Origin of the sequence: Pseudomonas sp. (assembly GCF_035554175.1) — a bacterium.
In the GTDB taxonomy this organism is placed as follows: domain Bacteria; phylum Pseudomonadota; class Gammaproteobacteria; order Pseudomonadales; family Pseudomonadaceae; genus Aquipseudomonas.
In genome coordinates, this window is sequence record NZ_DATMIV010000030.1 from 105,443 (window position 1) to 121,240 (window position 15,798).

16 protein-coding genes are annotated in these 15,798 nt (G+C 59.4%); 7 read left to right on the forward strand and 9 right to left on the reverse strand.

Annotated elements, in window-relative coordinates; all coding sequences use genetic code 11:
- Nucleotides 1–120: 120 nt before the first annotated feature.
- The 3 genes from VNV36_RS14145 to VNV36_RS14155 are packed head-to-tail and all read left to right on the forward strand — an operon-like array spanning nt 121 to nt 2,912.
- Nucleotides 121–1,434 (forward strand): C4-dicarboxylate transporter DctA, encoded by a 1,314-nt coding sequence (locus VNV36_RS14145; protein ID WP_325718314.1) that lies wholly within the window; start codon nt 121–123, stop codon nt 1,432–1,434.
- 49 nt (nt 1,435–1,483) lie between these two features.
- Nucleotides 1,484–2,188 carry a FadR/GntR family transcriptional regulator gene (locus VNV36_RS14150; RefSeq protein ID WP_325718315.1) on the forward strand — a complete coding sequence of 235 codons (705 nt, stop codon included), beginning with the start codon at nt 1,484–1,486 and terminating at the stop codon, nt 2,186–2,188.
- Between the two features lie 19 nt (nt 2,189–2,207).
- A complete protein-coding gene (locus VNV36_RS14155) occupies nt 2,208–2,912 on the forward strand; it encodes a GntR family transcriptional regulator (protein WP_325718316.1) in 705 nt (234 codons plus the stop codon).
- A 116-nt stretch (nt 2,913–3,028) separates the two neighbouring features.
- On the opposite strand, the gene yjiA is transcribed toward VNV36_RS14155, so the two are convergent.
- From yjiA to VNV36_RS14170, 3 genes are all read right to left on the reverse strand, one after another.
- Nucleotides 3,029–4,000 carry a GTPase gene (gene yjiA, locus VNV36_RS14160; RefSeq protein WP_325718317.1) on the reverse strand — a complete coding sequence of 324 codons (972 nt, stop codon included), beginning with the start codon at nt 3,998–4,000 and terminating at the stop codon, nt 3,029–3,031.
- A gap of 155 nt (nt 4,001–4,155) precedes the next feature.
- A complete protein-coding gene (locus VNV36_RS14165) occupies nt 4,156–4,353 on the reverse strand; it encodes a YbdD/YjiX family protein (protein ID WP_003228401.1) in 198 nt (65 codons plus the stop codon).
- Nucleotides 4,354–4,368: 15 nt separating this feature from the next.
- Complete coding sequence (locus tag VNV36_RS14170; protein WP_325718318.1) at nt 4,369–6,435, reverse strand: carbon starvation CstA family protein; 2,067 nt, start codon at nt 6,433–6,435, stop codon at nt 4,369–4,371.
- Between the two features lie 159 nt (nt 6,436–6,594).
- Between VNV36_RS14170 and VNV36_RS14175 the strand changes: the two genes are divergently transcribed.
- The gene (locus tag VNV36_RS14175) at nt 6,595–6,963 is read left to right on the forward strand and encodes a PilZ domain-containing protein (RefSeq protein WP_325718319.1); all 369 of its coding nucleotides are present in this window, start codon (nt 6,595–6,597) and stop codon (nt 6,961–6,963) included.
- A 99-nt stretch (nt 6,964–7,062) separates the two neighbouring features.
- On the opposite strand, the gene radA is transcribed toward VNV36_RS14175, so the two are convergent.
- The 3 genes from radA to katB are packed head-to-tail and all read right to left on the reverse strand — an operon-like array spanning nt 7,063 to nt 10,624.
- Entirely contained in the window at nt 7,063–8,430 is a 1,368-nt protein-coding gene (gene radA / locus VNV36_RS14180) for a DNA repair protein RadA (protein WP_134787373.1), read from the reverse strand.
- A 47-nt stretch (nt 8,431–8,477) separates the two neighbouring features.
- On the reverse strand, nt 8,478–9,023 hold the full coding sequence (locus VNV36_RS14185; RefSeq protein ID WP_325718320.1) for an ankyrin repeat domain-containing protein: 546 nt from the start codon (nt 9,021–9,023) through the stop codon (nt 8,478–8,480).
- A 59-nt stretch (nt 9,024–9,082) separates the two neighbouring features.
- The gene (gene katB, locus VNV36_RS14190) at nt 9,083–10,624 is read right to left on the reverse strand and encodes a catalase KatB (RefSeq protein ID WP_325718321.1); all 1,542 of its coding nucleotides are present in this window, start codon (nt 10,622–10,624) and stop codon (nt 9,083–9,085) included.
- Between the two features lie 285 nt (nt 10,625–10,909).
- Between katB and mscL the strand changes: the two genes are divergently transcribed.
- Nucleotides 10,910–11,323, forward strand: a complete 414-nt coding sequence (mscL, locus tag VNV36_RS14195; protein ID WP_325718322.1) for a large-conductance mechanosensitive channel protein MscL — start codon at nt 10,910–10,912, stop codon at nt 11,321–11,323.
- Between the two features lie 44 nt (nt 11,324–11,367).
- Here mscL and VNV36_RS14200 read toward each other — a convergent pair whose 3' ends face one another.
- Nucleotides 11,368–12,144, reverse strand: coding sequence for a ferredoxin--NADP reductase (locus VNV36_RS14200; protein WP_325718323.1), 777 nt, complete (start codon nt 12,142–12,144; stop codon nt 11,368–11,370).
- 311 nt (nt 12,145–12,455) lie between these two features.
- Here VNV36_RS14200 and VNV36_RS14205 point away from each other — a divergent pair, with 311 nt between their 5' ends.
- Together VNV36_RS14205 and VNV36_RS14210 are read left to right on the forward strand one after the other, a co-directional pair.
- Nucleotides 12,456–13,166 carry an autoinducer binding domain-containing protein gene (locus tag VNV36_RS14205; RefSeq protein ID WP_325718324.1) on the forward strand — a complete coding sequence of 237 codons (711 nt, stop codon included), beginning with the start codon at nt 12,456–12,458 and terminating at the stop codon, nt 13,164–13,166.
- 174 nt (nt 13,167–13,340) lie between these two features.
- Nucleotides 13,341–14,465, forward strand: coding sequence for a methyltransferase (locus VNV36_RS14210; protein WP_325718325.1), 1,125 nt, complete (start codon nt 13,341–13,343; stop codon nt 14,463–14,465).
- A gap of 70 nt (nt 14,466–14,535) precedes the next feature.
- Here the strand turns inward: VNV36_RS14210 and VNV36_RS14215 are convergent, their stop codons facing one another.
- The gene (locus tag VNV36_RS14215; protein ID WP_325718326.1) at nt 14,536–14,703 is read right to left on the reverse strand and encodes a DUF2474 domain-containing protein; all 168 of its coding nucleotides are present in this window, start codon (nt 14,701–14,703) and stop codon (nt 14,536–14,538) included.
- A gap of 84 nt (nt 14,704–14,787) precedes the next feature.
- Entirely contained in the window at nt 14,788–15,795 is a 1,008-nt protein-coding gene (gene cydB, locus VNV36_RS14220; RefSeq protein WP_325718327.1) for a cytochrome d ubiquinol oxidase subunit II, read from the reverse strand.
- Nucleotides 15,796–15,798: the final 3 nt, after the last annotated feature.

Consider the following 15,798-nt stretch of genomic DNA (forward strand, 5'->3'; position numbering starts at 1 on the left):
GAAAAATTCAAGCCTAGACTGCGCCTGCACTGGACATACCGGTAAGACCACAATAATTAAGTCCTGAATCCGATACGCCAAGCGTGCGGCCGCCAGGACACCGACCCAGGATTTCCTCCCATGCTCAAATGGTGCTCGCGTTCAATCTTCCTTCAAGTGGTTCTCGGACTGATGCTCGGCATTGTCTGCGGGCTGACCCTCCCCGAATACTCCACCCAGCTCAAACCCCTCGGCGATGCCTTCATCAAACTGATCAAGATGCTGATCGGTCTGATCGTGTTCTGCGTGGTGGTCAGCGGCATCAGCGGTGCAGGCGACTTGAAGAAGGTCGGGCGTATCGGCCTCAAATCAGTTATCTATTTCGAAGTGCTGACCACCATAGCCCTGGTGATCGGCCTGGTGTTCGCCTTCACCACAGGCATCGGCAGCGGGGCGAATATTCATCTGGAGCAACTCTCCACCGCCGACATGGGCGACCTCGCCGAGCGCGGCCAGCACATGCACACCACCACACAGTTTCTGATGGATCTGATTCCGACCTCGGTGATCGGTGCGTTCGCTGACAACAACATTCTGCAAGTGCTGTTGTTCTCGGTGCTGTTTGGCAGTGCGCTGAATCTGGTCGGCGAAGCGGCCTCCGGGATCTCGCGGTTGATCAACGAACTGAGCCATGTGATCTTCCGCATCATGGGCATGATCGTACGTTTGGCGCCGATCGGCGTGTTCGGCGCCATCGCCTTCACCACCAGCAAATACGGCCTCGATTCACTGCAGCATCTGGGCAGTCTGGTCGGTTTGTTCTATCTGACCTGCATCGCTTTTGTCAGCGTGATTCTTGGTTTGGTCATGCGCGCTTCAGGCCTGCGCATGTGGCCGCTGCTCAAGTATTTGCGTGAAGAACTGCTGATCGTCATGGGCACCGCCTCTTCCGACGCCGTGCTGCCACAGATCATGCGCAAGCTCGAACACCTCGGCATCGGCAGCTCCACCGTCGGCCTGGTGATTCCGACCGGGTATTCGTTCAACCTTGACGGCTTTTCCATCTACCTGACCCTGGCCATTGTGTTCATCGCCAACGCCACCGGCACGCCGCTGGCCATGACCGACTTGCTGACGATTCTGCTGGTGTCGCTGATCACCTCCAAAGGTGCCCACGGCATTCCCGGTTCGGCGCTGGTGATTCTTGCGGCAACGCTGACGGCGATCCCGGCGATTCCCGTGGTCGGTCTGGTGCTGGTACTGGCGGTGGACTGGTTCATGGGCATCGGCCGGGCGCTGACCAATCTGATCGGCAACTGCGTCGCCACCGTGGCCATTGCCCGCTGGGAAAAGGACATCGACGTGCAGCGCGCGAACAAGGTGCTCAACGGCGAGCAGGGCTATAACTTTCAACCACGAAAATCCGTCGCCCAAGCCGCGGCCAAAGAATTTTGAATGAGTGCCGTGCCTGCCAGACCGCAGGCACGGCGCAGGGAGCCAATACATGATTACAACTTCAACCGTCGTCAACTCAGTGGTGGAAAAACTCCGCGCCGCGCTGGCCCGAGGGCAGTGGCGCTCCGGCGACATGCTGCCGGGTCAGCGCGAACTGGCCGAGCAACTGGGCATCAGTCGCCCTAGCCTGCGCGAGGCGGTGATCGTGCTGGAAACCCTCGGCCTCGTCCGCTCGATGCCGGGCAAAGGCGTGGTGGTGCTCGACGCGCAATCGAGCGACAACCAGAGCCATGACAGCGCGGTGGCGGGCGCCAGTCTCGAAGACGTTCTGCAACTGCGCTACACCCTGGAGCCGTTCATTGTCGGCCTGGTCGCACAATCGATCAGCAGCAAGGAAGTCGGCCAGTTGCGCCTGACCCTGATGGACATGCGCGAAGCCCTCGAGGCCGGTGACAGCGAAGCCGGGGTCAGCGCCTACATCGCCTTCCACGAAGAGCTGTTCACGCTGACCTCCAATCCGATCTTCCAGAGCGTAGTGCAGCAGACCAGCAACGCCCTCAGGCAAAGCGCCGAGGTGTTACGCAACTCTCCGCAACATCTGGCCGAGCGCCTGGAAGAAAACGAAGCCGTGGTCCGCGCGATCCGCGGCAAGAACAGCGCCCAGGCCAGCGCCGAAATGCGCCGGCACATTCTGCGCGAAGGTCAGCGCATGGGCATCGAGCTGAATATTCCGGAAGACAACTTGCCCAGCTGATTCGCCCTGGAGATCGGCCATGAACAGTTTTGCTGCAGCGTCGCGAACGCACTCGACAGCCCTGCCCTTCTCTCGCCTGCGCATGCCGGTGGAGGATCTGTATCGGCGACTGTTCGACGCGATTCTCGAGCAGCGTATCAATCAGAACAGCCGATTCACCGAGGACAGTCTGAGGGAGATGTTCAGTGTCAGCCGTGCCGATGTGCGGCGGGTGCTGATGCAGTTGTCCCATGAACAGATCGTGGTGTTGCGTGCCAATCATCGACCGCGAGTGGCGGCGCCGGATCGGGAGCTGATCCGGCAGACCCTGCATGCGCGGCGCCTGGCTGAGCGCACGTTGGTGCGGTTGGCGTGTCAGCGTGCGCAGGCAGATGATTTGCAGCGCTTGCGTAAACTTGTCGAGCACGAGAAGCGCGCCGTCAATGAGGATCGACGCGGGCCGGCGATTCGTTGGTCCGGGGAGTTTCATCTACAGTTGGCGCGGACGGCGGGGAATGCGCCGCTGGCGCATTTTCTTGCCAGTCTGGTGCCGCTGATGTCGCTGGCGATTGCGCGAAGTGAGTGCCAGACGCATAGCTGTTGCGCATGGCAGGAGCATTTGGCGCTGGTTGAGGCGGTGGAACGAGGCGATGTTTCCAGCGCAGGCATGCTGATGAATCAGCATCTGGATCATCTTGAGCAGACGCTGCTGGGTTCAGACCTTGAGCATTGTGCTGTCGGTTAGATCGCCTTCGCGAGCAAGCTCGCTCCCACAGTTGAGCGCATTTCTCTGGACGGAATACGGTCTCCTGTGGGAGCGAGCTTGCTCGCGAAGAGGCCATCACTGACAACCAAGATCCATCAGGCAGAAACCACCTTGGCAAACCCCGCCCGAATCTTCTCTTCCGGCAGGTCATCGGCAATAAACACGATCACACTTTCCCGCGATTCGCCCTCGGCCCATTCGGTGTCCCAGTCGAAGCCATAGAGCTTGAGCACACCCTGAAACACCAGGCGCCGATCCTCGCCGGCAATGTTCAGCACGCCTTTGTAACGCAGCAATTGCTTGCCGTGTTCTTCCAGCAGTTGATTCATGAACTCGCTGAGCTGATCGATATCCAGCGCCTGATCGGTGCGCAGCACCAGACTGGAAATGCGGTCAAGGGACGGCGCCTTGCCCACCGGGCGCAGACTCAAACCGCCGCCAAGATCGGCATTCAGGTTGAAGCCGCGCACATCCAGCAGTTCCGCCAGATCGATATTGCCATGCTCGACCACGCGGATCGGCGCGCGACGGTTGATCCGCGTCAGGCGCTCGCTCAGCGCGTCGAACGTCGCTTCGTCAACCAGGTCGGTTTTGCTCACCAGCAAGCGGTCGGCAAAACCGATCTGCGCCTGGGCGATGGTCTGGGTCAGGTGCACGTCGGCGTGGGCGGCGTCCACCAGGGTGATGATGCCGTCGAGCAGGTAGCGCTCGCGCAGTTCTTCGTCAATGAAAAAGGTCTGCGCCACAGGCGCCGGATCGGCCAGACCGGTGCACTCGATCACCAGACGGTCGAAGGCGATCTCGCCGCTGTCCAGGCGCGCGAGCAGCAGGTACAGCGCTTTGGTCAGATCGGTGTGAATGGTGCAGCAGACGCAGCCGTTGGCCAGGGTCATGACTTGCACCGGCTCGTCACCCAGCAGCTGAGTGTCAATGCCGGCGTCGCTGAATTCGTTCTCGATCACGGCGATTTTCAGGCCGTGCTCGGCTTTCAATAAATGACGCAGCAAGGTGGTCTTGCCAGCGCCGAGGAAACCGCTGAGTACCGTTACAGGTATGGGAGAAGACAAATCGATCCCCTTCACAAAATCAATGAACAACACAAAACAACTGTGGGAGCGAGCCTGCTCGCGAAAGCGGTCTGCCAGTCTCATTCATCAACTGACACGCCACTTCGCGAGCAGGCTCGCTCCCACAGGGATTACCTCAACCGAAGGCTGTCAGCTCAACAGCACTTCGGCCCACCCTTGCCACCGTAACGAGCTTCCTGACGTTCCCGGAAGAACATCTCGTAGCTCATCACCGGTTTGTCCGGGTGTTTGGTTTGCATGTGCTCGACGTAGGTGTCGTAGTCGGGCATGCCGACCATCAAGCGCGCGGCCTGACCGAGGTATTTACCGAGGCGACTCAGGTCATTGAACATCGTGCAATCCTCTGGTTACGCATCCGGCAAGGCCTGGAATGGCGATTCTTTATCCGTACGCTCTTTTTTGCCCCAGGCGGCGATGCCGACCTTGAGCGCATAGAACAGGATGCTGAAGACCACGAACAGGAACAGCGCTGTGAGCGTTGCGTTGGTGTAGGCGTTGAAGATCACGTGCTGCATCTGCTCGACGCTTTTTGCCGGCGCCAGCACCTGACCATTGGCCAGCGCATCGCTGTACTTCTTCGCCAGCGAGAGGAAGCCGATCGCCGGGTTGGCGTCAAACAGCTTGATGAAGCCAGCCGTGGTGGTGCAGATCAACAGCCATGTGGCCGGCAACAGGGTGACCCAGATGTAGCGCTGGCGCTTCATTTTGATCAGAACCACGGTGCCGAGCATCAGCGCGATACCGGCGAGCATCTGGTTGGAGATGCCGAACAGTGGCCACAAGGTGTTGATGCCGCCCAGTGGATCGATCACGCCCTGATACAGCAGCCAGCCCCACATCGCCACACAACCGGCGGTGGCGATCAGGTTGGCGGTCCACGACTCGGTACGTTTCAGCGCCGGCACGAAAGAGCCGAGCAGATCCTGCAGCATGAAGCGCCCGGCACGGGTGCCGGCGTCCACAGCGGTGAGGATGAACAGCGCTTCGAACAGGATCGCGAAGTGGTACCAGAACGCCATGGTGTTTTCACCCGGCAGGACACTGTGCAGGATCTGCGCGATACCGACCGCCAGCGTCGGTGCACCACCGGCACGGGCCAGAATGGTGGTTTCGCCGATGTCATGGGCAACGGCTTGCAGCGCTTCAGGCGTGATCGCAAAGCCCCAACTGCTGACCATCTGCGCGACCGAAGCGACGTCACCGCCAACCACTGCGGCCGGGCTGTTCATCGCGAAGTACACGCCCGGCTCGATCACCGATGCGGCAACCATGGCCATGATCGCCACGAACGACTCCATCAGCATGCCGCCGTAACCGATGTAACGGGCGTTGGTTTCGTTATCCAAGAGCTTCGGCGTGGTACCCGACGAGATCAGCGCGTGGAAACCCGACACTGCACCGCAGGCGATGGTGATAAACAGGAACGGAAACAGACCGCCCTTCCACACCGGCCCGGTGCCGTCGACGAACTGAGTCAGTGCCGGCATTTTCAGCTCGGGCATGGTGATCAGGATGCCGATCGCCAGGGCGATGATGGTGCCGATCTTGAGGAAGGTCGACAGGTAGTCACGCGGCGCGAGAATCAGCCACACCGGCAGAACCGCAGCGACGAAACCGTAACCGATGAGCATCCAGGTGATCTGCACGCCGGTGAAGGTGAACGCTTTGGCCCACACCGGATCCGCAGCGATCTGCCCGCCGAGCCAGATCGAACCGAGCAGCAGCAATACGCCGATTACCGAAATTTCGCCGATGCGGCCCGGGCGGATGTAGCGCATGTAGATGCCCATGAACATCGCGATCGGGATGGTCGCCATCACGGTAAAGATGCCCCACGGGCTTTCGGCCAGCGCCTTGACCACGATCAGGGCCAGCACCGCGAGGATGATGATCATGATCAGGAAGCAGCCGAACAGTGCGATGGTTCCGGGAATCCGGCCCATTTCTTCGCGCACCATGTCGCCCAGGGAACGACCGTTGCGCCGGGTCGACATGAACAGAACCATGAAGTCCTGCACCGCGCCCGCCAGCACCACACCGGCAATCAGCCAGAGCGTGCCGGGCAGATACCCCATCTGCGCCGCGAGCACCGGACCGACCAGCGGCCCCGCGCCAGCGATGGCCGCGAAGTGGTGACCGAAAAGAATGTGTTTGTTGGTCGGCACATAGTCCAGACCATCGTTGTTGAGCACGGCGGGGGTGGCCCGACGCGGATCCAGTTGCATCACGTGGTTGGCGATGAACAGACTGTAGTAACGGTACGCAACCAGATAAATGGCCACGGCGGCGACCACAATCCACAAGGCGTTGATCGCCTCGCCTCGGCGCAATGCCACTACGCCCAGGGCGCACGCTCCTACGATTGCCAGCACAAGCCAGGGTAAGTGGCGCAGCAGGCTATTATTATTTTTCATTTTATTATTCCAGCCAGGGTGGACAAGAAAGACAGCCACCCCGAGTTTAGCGCTTACGGCGCCAAAGGCCATACCCCGACATTGGTCTAGACGCTTTAGCGATTGGCTGGTGTCCGCATTCGCGGTCTATAGTCAGCGAACCTTCATGAGGATTGCGCCATGAGCGAGCACCCCGCCAATCGACGTCGCTTCAAACGTATTGCGTTCGATGCCCGAACCGAGCTGAGCCAGGGCGAGTACATCTGGCCGGTCAAGTTGATCGACCTGTCGCTCAAGGGCCTGCTGATCGAGCGACCGGAGCCGTGGCTTGGGGATAAAGAGCAAGACTTCCTAGTCGACATTCATTTGAGCGAAGACGTCGATATCGAAATGGACGTGCATCTGGCCCACGAGGAAAACGGCCACTTGGGGTTCATCTGCCGGCACATCAGCCTGGAATCGATCCAGCGCCTGCGCCGGTTGATCGAACTGAATCTGGCGGATGAGGCCGAGCTGGAGCGCGAACTGGGTGCGCTGATCGAAATCTGACTTGCCCCCTGTAGGAGCTGCCGAAGGCTGCGATCTTTTGATCTTGAAACAAAATCAAAAGATCGCAGCCTTCGGCAGCTCCTACACAGGGGATTGTGGTTATTCGAAGAGTGCGTCGAGGGCTTGTTCGAGGCGGGTCACGGCAATGATCTGCAACCCCGTCGGCGCTTCCTTCGGTGCGTTACCCTTTGGCACGATCGCGCGCTTGAAGCCGTGCTTGGCGGCTTCCTTCAAGCGCTCCTGGCCGCTCGGCACCGGGCGCACTTCGCCGGACAGACCGACTTCGCCGAACACCAGCAGATCATGCGGCAGCGGCCGGTTGCGCAAACTCGACATCACCGCCGCCATCAACGCCAGGTCAGACGCCGTCTCCAGCACCTTGACGCCACCGACCACGTTGAGGAACACGTCCTGATCGTGAGTCGGAATGCCGCCATGACGGTGCAGCACTGCGAGCAGCATTGCCAGACGGTTCTGATCCAGCCCCAGCGTCACCCGTCGCGGATTGGCCAAATGGCTGTCATCGACCAGCGCCTGCACCTCGACCAGCATCGGCCGCGTGCCCTCCCACGTCGCCATGACCACGCTGCCCGGGACTTCTTCCTGAGCACGCGTAAGAAAGATTGCCGACGGGTTGGAGACTTCTTTCAAACCCTTGTCGGTCATGCCAAACACGCCCAGTTCGTTGACCGCACCGAAACGGTTTTTCACCGCGCGCAGCAGACGCAGGCGGCCATCCGACTCGCCTTCGAAATACAACACGGTGTCGACCATGTGTTCCAAAACGCGCGGACCGGCCAGCGCGCCCTCTTTGGTGACGTGGCCAACGAGGAAGATCGCCGTGCCGCTCTGCTTGGCGTAACGCACCAGCAGCGCCGCACTCTCGCGCACTTGAGACACGCCGCCCGGCGCCGATTGCAGTTGCTCGGTGAAAATGGTCTGGATCGAGTCGATCACCATCACCTTGGGCTTTTCCTGACGGGCGGTGGCGATGATGGTTTCGATGCAGGTTTCGGTCATGACCCGCAGTTGATCCTGCGGCAGCCCGAGCCGGCGCGCACGCATCGCCACTTGCTGCTGGGATTCCTCACCGGTGACGTACAGCGCCGGCATGCTCTTGGCCAGATTGCACAAGGTCTGCAGCAGAATGGTCGACTTGCCGATCCCCGGATCCCCGCCGATCAGCACCACCGAACCGTCCACCAGACCGCCGCCGAGCACGCGATCAAGCTCACCGGACGCGGTGGAAAAACGTGGAATTTCTTCGATGCTGACTTCGGCCAGGGTCTTGATCTGTGCCTGCTGCCCGGCCCAACCGGTGCGCCCGGTAGGCGCCGTGGCACCGCCACTTTCGATCATGGTTTCGGTCAGGGTGTTCCAGGCACCGCATTCGCCGCACTGCCCTGCCCACTTGGGAAAGGTTGCGCCGCACTCGGTGCAGCCGTACATGCGCTTGGCCTTGGCCATCAGAACCCCCGAAGCAAAAGACGCGATGATAACGCAGCCACCGCCAATCAGCGCGGCGCAGCAGTGCGGATTTCGCCACTGGCCAGACGCGCGGCACTATTGCCCAGCGGGTCCTCGGCGTTGAGGTCGGCGCCCTTGGCCTGCAAGGCATCGAGCAATTCCAGACGCTTGAACAACCCGGCATACATCGCCGCTGTCTGCCCGGCGCCGTTACGCTGGTCGGGGCTGCAATCGGTGGCCATCAGGCGTCGCGCAATCTGCAGCTCGCCCTTGAAAATCGCCCCCATCAACGCCGTGTTGCCGCGTTGATCCTGGGCACAGGCGTCCGCGCCCGCTGCCAACAGTCGCTCAACCGCCGGCGCCTGACCGTGGTAGGCGGCCAGAATCAGCGCGGTGTAACCCTTACTGTCACGAGTGTCGAGCGAATAGCCAGACTCGATAAACGTCTCAAGCATCGGCACATCGCCCCGACGTGCGGCGTCGAAATAGTACGCCTGCAACTGAGCCTTGATCGCCTCAGGGCTTTGCTCGACCGGTGCCGCCCACGCTGTGAACGACAGACACCCGGCCAACCATAAAAGACCAATACGCATTGGCAGTCTCCTTGAACGCACGCGAGGCAGGACTCGCCCTCGCGTGCGCCGCATCGCTATCAGTCGGTCAGTTTCGCCGCCAGTGCTTTCACGCGGCTGAGGTCGCCCTTGGCCACTTCGGTCACACCGCTACCGTACTCAGGGTCGGCCTTGTACAGGAACGACAGGATGATGTGTTTGCTCTCGTCATCGGTGGTGGCCAGCGAGCCGCCGAAGCTGTCGATCAGGTCGCGACGTTCCTGCTTGCTGTACGAGCGATACAGATCACCGGCCTGCTTGAAGTTCTGCTCACGCTGGATCTTCGCCTGCTGGGTGCTGCCCGACAGCGCCGACTGGCTGTAACGCGCCGCTGGCGTCTCTTCACGCGGCTGCAAACGACTTGGCTGGTAGTTGACGCCGGACTGGCTGGCCCCGAAGTTCATCGCGCCATCCTGATTGCCATTGTTAACCGCGGTTTTCGGCGCGTTGATCGGCAATTGCAAAGCGTTGGCACCGAGGCGATACATCTGTGTATCGGCATAGGAGAACACACGCCCCTGTAACAAGCGATCTTCCGAAGGTTCGATACCCGGAACTACATTGGCCGGTGCCATGGCCACTTGTTCGGTTTCCTGGAATACATTGGCCGGATTACGGTTCAAGATCATTTGTCCAACTTTGCGCTCGGGAATACCCGGCCAGATCTTGGTTGCATCCAATGGGTCGAAATCAAACTTGGACAAATCTTGTGGTTTTAGAACTTGCACGTACAAGTCCCACTTCGGAAAGTTGCCTTTATTGATATTGCTGACCAAGTCATTGGTCATATGGCTGTAATCTTGCCCCTGAACTTTACCTACCTGTTTTGGCCGCAGGTTATTAATACCCTGCAAGCTCTTCCAGTGAAACTTCACATAGTGAACTTCATTCTTTGCATTGATCAGCTTATAGGCATGCACGCCATTGCCATCCATCTCGCGATAACTGGCTGGGGTGCCGTAGTTGGAATACAACTCGGTCAGCGTGCGGGTGGCTTCCGGTACATGGGAGAAGAAATCGAAGCGGCGCGAATCGTCGTCGAGATTGGTACGCGGATCGGGCTTGAAGGCGTGCACCATGTCCGGGAATTTGATCGCATCGCGGATGAAGAAGGTCGGGAAGTTGTTGCCGACCAGGTCCCAGTTGCCGTCAGCGGTGTAGAACTTGGTGGCGAAACCGCGCGGATCACGCAGGGTCTCCGGGGAATGGTTGCCGTGAACCACCGCCGAGAACCGCACGAATACCGGGGTGCTCTGGCCGGCGGCAAAGACCTTGGCCTTGCTCAGGTCGCTGAGGTCGTTGGTCACGGTGAAGGTGCCATGGGCGCCGGTACCGCGTGCGTGCACGACACGCTCGGGAATGCGTTCGCGGTCGAAACGCTGCAGCTTCTGGATCAGTTGCACATCCTGCAGCAGTACCGGGCCGTTGGCGCCGGCTGTTTGCGAGTTCTGATTGTCACCGACTGCGGCGCCGTTATCACGGGTCAGCGGAGCGGCGTTGACCGTAAAGGTCAGGAGGCTGGCGGTGAGAACACCGAGGGTACGGCGATGGGGAAAAGCCCCCGATCCAAGTGTGGAAGTCATATCAGGTTCCTCTGGTTTTATTGGGCGCATCCAGGTGCGCCACACCAAGGCTAGAGGCCTGTGCCGTCGAACATAAATAGAAAGAACGGAACACCATGATTGAAGAAATTGGCTTTCCCGTCAGCGGGTTAGCGCGTATTTCGCGCGCGATTGCTGGCACTTTGCAAACTAATCGTATATTGATGTGTCGATAAAAACGGGCTTTGTAAGAAGGTGTTGCGCGCAGGAGGCGTTTCACTGATTTACACTGCGTTCACCAAACTCATCTGTAACAAGGAAATAACTATGGGCGTGCTTAACGAGTTCAAGGCCTTCGCGGTCAAAGGCAATGTGGTCGATATGGCCGTCGGTATCATCATCGGCGCGGCCTTCGGCAAGATCGTTTCGTCGTTTGTCGGCGACGTGATCATGCCACCGATTGGCCTGCTGATCGGTGGGGTGGACTTCAGTGATCTGGCGGTCACGCTCAAAGCCGCCCAGGGCGATGCCCCGGCGGTGGTGCTGGCTTACGGCAAGTTCCTGCAGACCGTACTCGACTTCGTGATCGTCGCCTTCGCCATCTTCATGGGCGTCAAGGCCATCAACCGCCTCAAGCGCGAAGAAGCCGTGGCGCCCACCGCACCGCCGATCCCGAGCAAGGAAGAGCAATTGCTGGGCGAAATTCGCGACCTGCTCAAGGCGCAGAACGAGCGCCCCTGAGTCATTCGGCACGAAGAGAACGGCACCCATGGTGCCGTTTTTTGTTACCAGTAGTTCTCCACGGCAACCTGCCCCGGCCGCCGCGCAAGGCTCAGGCGCATGTCGCGCTGTTTCAGCAAGGCACGGGTGTCGTCGATCATCTGCGGGTTACCGCACAGCATGACGCGTGAATGCTCTGGCGAGAGCTGCGCGCCGGCCGTACGTTCCAGTTCGCCGTTTTCGATCAGCGTAGTGATGCGCCCCTGCAGCGAGCCGGGATGCGCTTCACGGGTCACGACGGGGATGAACTGCAACTTGTGCGCATGCTCGCTGAGGTATTCGCGATGCGCCAACCCGGCGATCAGCTCCTGATACGCCAGTTCCCGGGCCTCGCGCACACTGTAGACCAGAATGATGCGCTCGAATTTCTCCCAGACCTCGAAGTCCTGAAGGATCGACAGGAACGGCGCGACCCCGGTGCCTGTGGACAATAACCATAAATCGCGACCATCGACGAACCGGTCCAGGGTCAGATAGCCGAACGCCTGGCGCTCCACCATCAAGGTGTCGCCCACCTGTAGTCGGCTCAACTCACTGGTGAATTCGCCGTCAGGTACGACGATGGAAAAGAACTCGAGAAACTCATCGAATGGCGACGACACCATAGAATACGCCCGCCAGACGGTGCCACCGTCGGCCTTGGTGACACCCAGGCGGGCGAACTGCCCTGCGCGGAAACGAAAGCCGGGATCGCGGGTTGTGCGCAGCGTGAACAGGTTTGACGTCACCGGTTGCACATCGAGCAAAGTCTGGAGGGTGTACTTCTCGGCACTGGCAGTCATAGGAAACTCCTTGAAACGGTAGGTCTCAGTGTCCCGCAAAATCGGCCTGTCAAACACTCGTGTCTGGTAGTGACATTTGCGGTTCACCTCTGCCCATCGCATTTGCCGTCGAAGACGGCTCTAGAGTAATAACTTTAAGATGCCAATCAAAATATAACAGCATGTATTGCTAAGAACGCTTTATGAAAAAGCTCCAAGTATCAATCTCGAAATAATGTAAGGCGTTTCGCAGGAAAGATCCTACACTTCGATTCGTGCCGCACCTTTTGGATCCAAACGGCGCCCCAATATAGTAATGGAGACAAATGTTCATGGAAACGTGGAAGGAATCACAACTTAAACAGCTGACTTTTGCCAGAGGAATAGAGACGGCCTACCCGATAATGCTGAGATTCGCGGAAAATCTGGGCTTCAACTTCTGCGCAATAGCAGTCACCTCACAGCACCCTGAGGTGCATCTCAATGCCTTGCAAATCAATAATTACCCGAAACAATGGAACGTACAGTACAACAAAGAAAACTTCCGAAACATCGATCCAATAGTAGCTCATTGCAATCAGTCAATATTGCCGATCGTCTGGGAGGAGAGAGTCTTTGTCGAGACGCCAACGATTTGGCAAGCGCTGAAACAGAACGGTCTGCAGCATGGCTGGTCGCAAGCCTTTCATGACCAGGCCAGCGGTTTGTGCAGCATCATCAGTCTGGCCCGCACTCACTGCCCGATCAGTCCGCTCGAACTGTACGAGCATTATGGTTATATCTTTTACGCCAACAAGCACTTCAGCGAATTGTATGCCCGCACCGTAACCACACCGGCCAAACCCTGCGGGCCCAAGCTATCGTCCAGGGAACTGGAAATTCTGAAACTGTCCGCGATGGGCAAGACCGCGCATGACATTTCGAGAATCCTCAGCCTGAGCGAACGCACCGTTAACTACCACGTGCAGAACGTGATTGAAAAACTCAATGTCTGCAACAAGATATCCGCAGTAATCGCGGCGGCCCGCGCGGGAATCATCTGAACGGCCGAGCGCATCCCGATTCAATCCTGCGAGAATTTACGCGCAAAAAAACGTACCATTGCAGCCTTCTCCGAGTGACGACGCACACCGCTGCATCGCAGTCCACTCGGTCGGGTTCTGCTGCACGACACATCGGCAGCGGGACGCCTGCTGAATATCCTGAGTCCCCGCCCCATGCCTTTGCTCGAAACACCTTTCGCCCGGCTCGACCTGATCCGCCAGCCCGTACAGCAGAACGAACCGCTGCAAGCCTTCGACGCGGCGGACGAATACCTGCTCAATCATCTGGCTGCCCAACAACCGCAGAACAACACGCGCGTACTGATCCTCAACGACAGTTTCGGTGCATTGGCCATCAGTTTGCTGGGCAAGGTCACTGTCAGCAGCAGCGGCGATTCCTTTCTGGGGTTCGCAGGGCTGGAAAAGAACCTGCTGCGCAATGGCCAGGCGTTCGACGCCATTCGCCCGATCCCGGCCAGTGAACCTTTGCCCGGGCCGTTCGATCGGGTATTGATCCGCGTACCGAAAACCTTGGCGCTGCTTGAAGAACAACTGATTCGCCTGCACGGGCAACTCGCACCGGGCGCGCAAGTAATTGCGGCAGCCATGGTCAAGCACCTGCCGCGTGCCGCTGGCGACCTGCTCGAGCGCTACATCGGCCCGGTACAAGCTTCGCTCGCTGTAAAAAAGGCCCGATTACTGATCGCCACGCCGCAAGCGAAAGCCCCAGCCACTTCACCCTACCCGACCCGCTATCGCCTGGACGAGCCGGCAATCGAGTTGCTCAATCACGCCAACGTATTCTGCCGCGAGGGTCTGGATATCGGCACTCGCGCATTCCTGCCGCACCTGCCGAAAAACCTTGGCAACGCCCGGGTCGCCGACCTTGGCTGCGGCAACGGTGTACTGGCGATTGCCAACGCTCTGCAGAACCCGGACGCGCATTACACGCTGGTCGACGAATCGTTCATGGCCGTGCAATCGGCTGCCGAGAACTGGCGCGCCGCACTGGGTGATCGTGAAGTGGTCGTGCGCGCCGACGATGGTCTGGCCGGGCAGCCCCCCCAATCGCTGGACGTGGTGCTGTGCAATCCACCGTTCCATCAGCAACAGGTGGTCGGCGATTTTCTCGCCTGGCGGATGTTCCAGCAGGCGCGCGAAGCGCTGGTGGTCGGCGGGGCGTTGTACATCGTCGGCAATCGTCATCTGGGCTATCACAGCAAACTGGCGCGCTTGTTTCGCGGTGTCGAGCAAGTGGCGGCGACGCCGAAGTTCGTCATCCTCAAGGCCCGCAAGTAAATTCAAGGCATAAAAACCCTCCGCGAGGAGGGTTGGACCGCGGTGTCCGAAGACGCCGGGACAGAGTGCTTCAGTGGGTGGTCAGGCCGGCGGCATTCATGAACAGGCGCATCAGGCTGGCGGCGATGAACAGCACACCGACACTGCCTCCCCAGATCATGGCCAGCCAGGCGAGCCGCTGCCACAGCGGCTTTTTTTCCGCCTCTTCAATCTCGTGCAGGGAATGTTTGCCGGTCATTGCATCGGTCTCCGTTAAGCGAAGGCGTCACTGGGGATGCCTTCGCGAGCAGGCTCGCTCCCACAAGGGAAGCCCAGCATTGAATTAGTGGTAACCGTCCTCATGGGTAACCTTGCCGCGGAACACGTAGTAACTCCAGAAGGTGTAACCCAGGATGAACGGGATGATGAACAGCGTGCCCACCAGCATGAAGCCCTGACTTTGCGGCGGCGCGGCGGCGTCCCAGATCGAGATCGACGGCGGCACGATGTTCGGCCACAGGCTGATGCCCAGGCCGCTGTAACCGAGGAAGATCAGCACCAGGGTCAGCAGGAACGGCGTGTAGTTGGCGTTACGTGCCACTGCGCGGATCAGGCCATACAGGGTGACGAGTACCAGAATCGGCACCGGCATGAACCACAACAGGTTGGGCATGCTGAACCAGCGTGAAGCGATTTCCGGGTGCGACAGCGGCGTCCACAGGCTGACGATGCCAATAACAGCCAGCAGGACGAACGCCAGCGGTCGCGCCAGATCATGCATTTGTTCCTGCAGCTTGCCTTCGGTTTTCATGATCAACCAAGTGCAGCCGAGCAAGGCATACGCCACCACCAGCGCCGCGCCGCAGAACAGCGTGAACGGCGTCAACCAGTCCAGTGAACCGCCGGCGAACTGGCGGTTGACCACCGGCAGGCCGTCGATGAACGCGCCGAGCGCGACGCCCTGAAAGAACGTCGCCGCGATCGAACCACCGATAAATGCCTTGTCCCACAAGTGGCGTTTTTCATCTTTGGCCTTGAAACGGAATTCGAAGGCCACGCCGCGAAAAATCAGGCCCATCAGCATGAAGATCAGCGGCAGGTACAGCGCCGACAACACCACCGAATAGGCCAGCGGGAAGGCGCCAAACAACGCCGCGCCACCCAGCACCAGCCAGGTTTCGTTGCCGTCCCAGACTGGCGCAACCGTGTTCATCATCACGTCGCGGTCGGTCTTGCCGGGCACGAACGGGAAAAGAATCCCGATACCCAGATCGAAACCGTCCATGACCACGTACATCATGATGCCGAAGATGATGATCACGGCCCAGATCAGCGGAAGATCAATACCCATGAG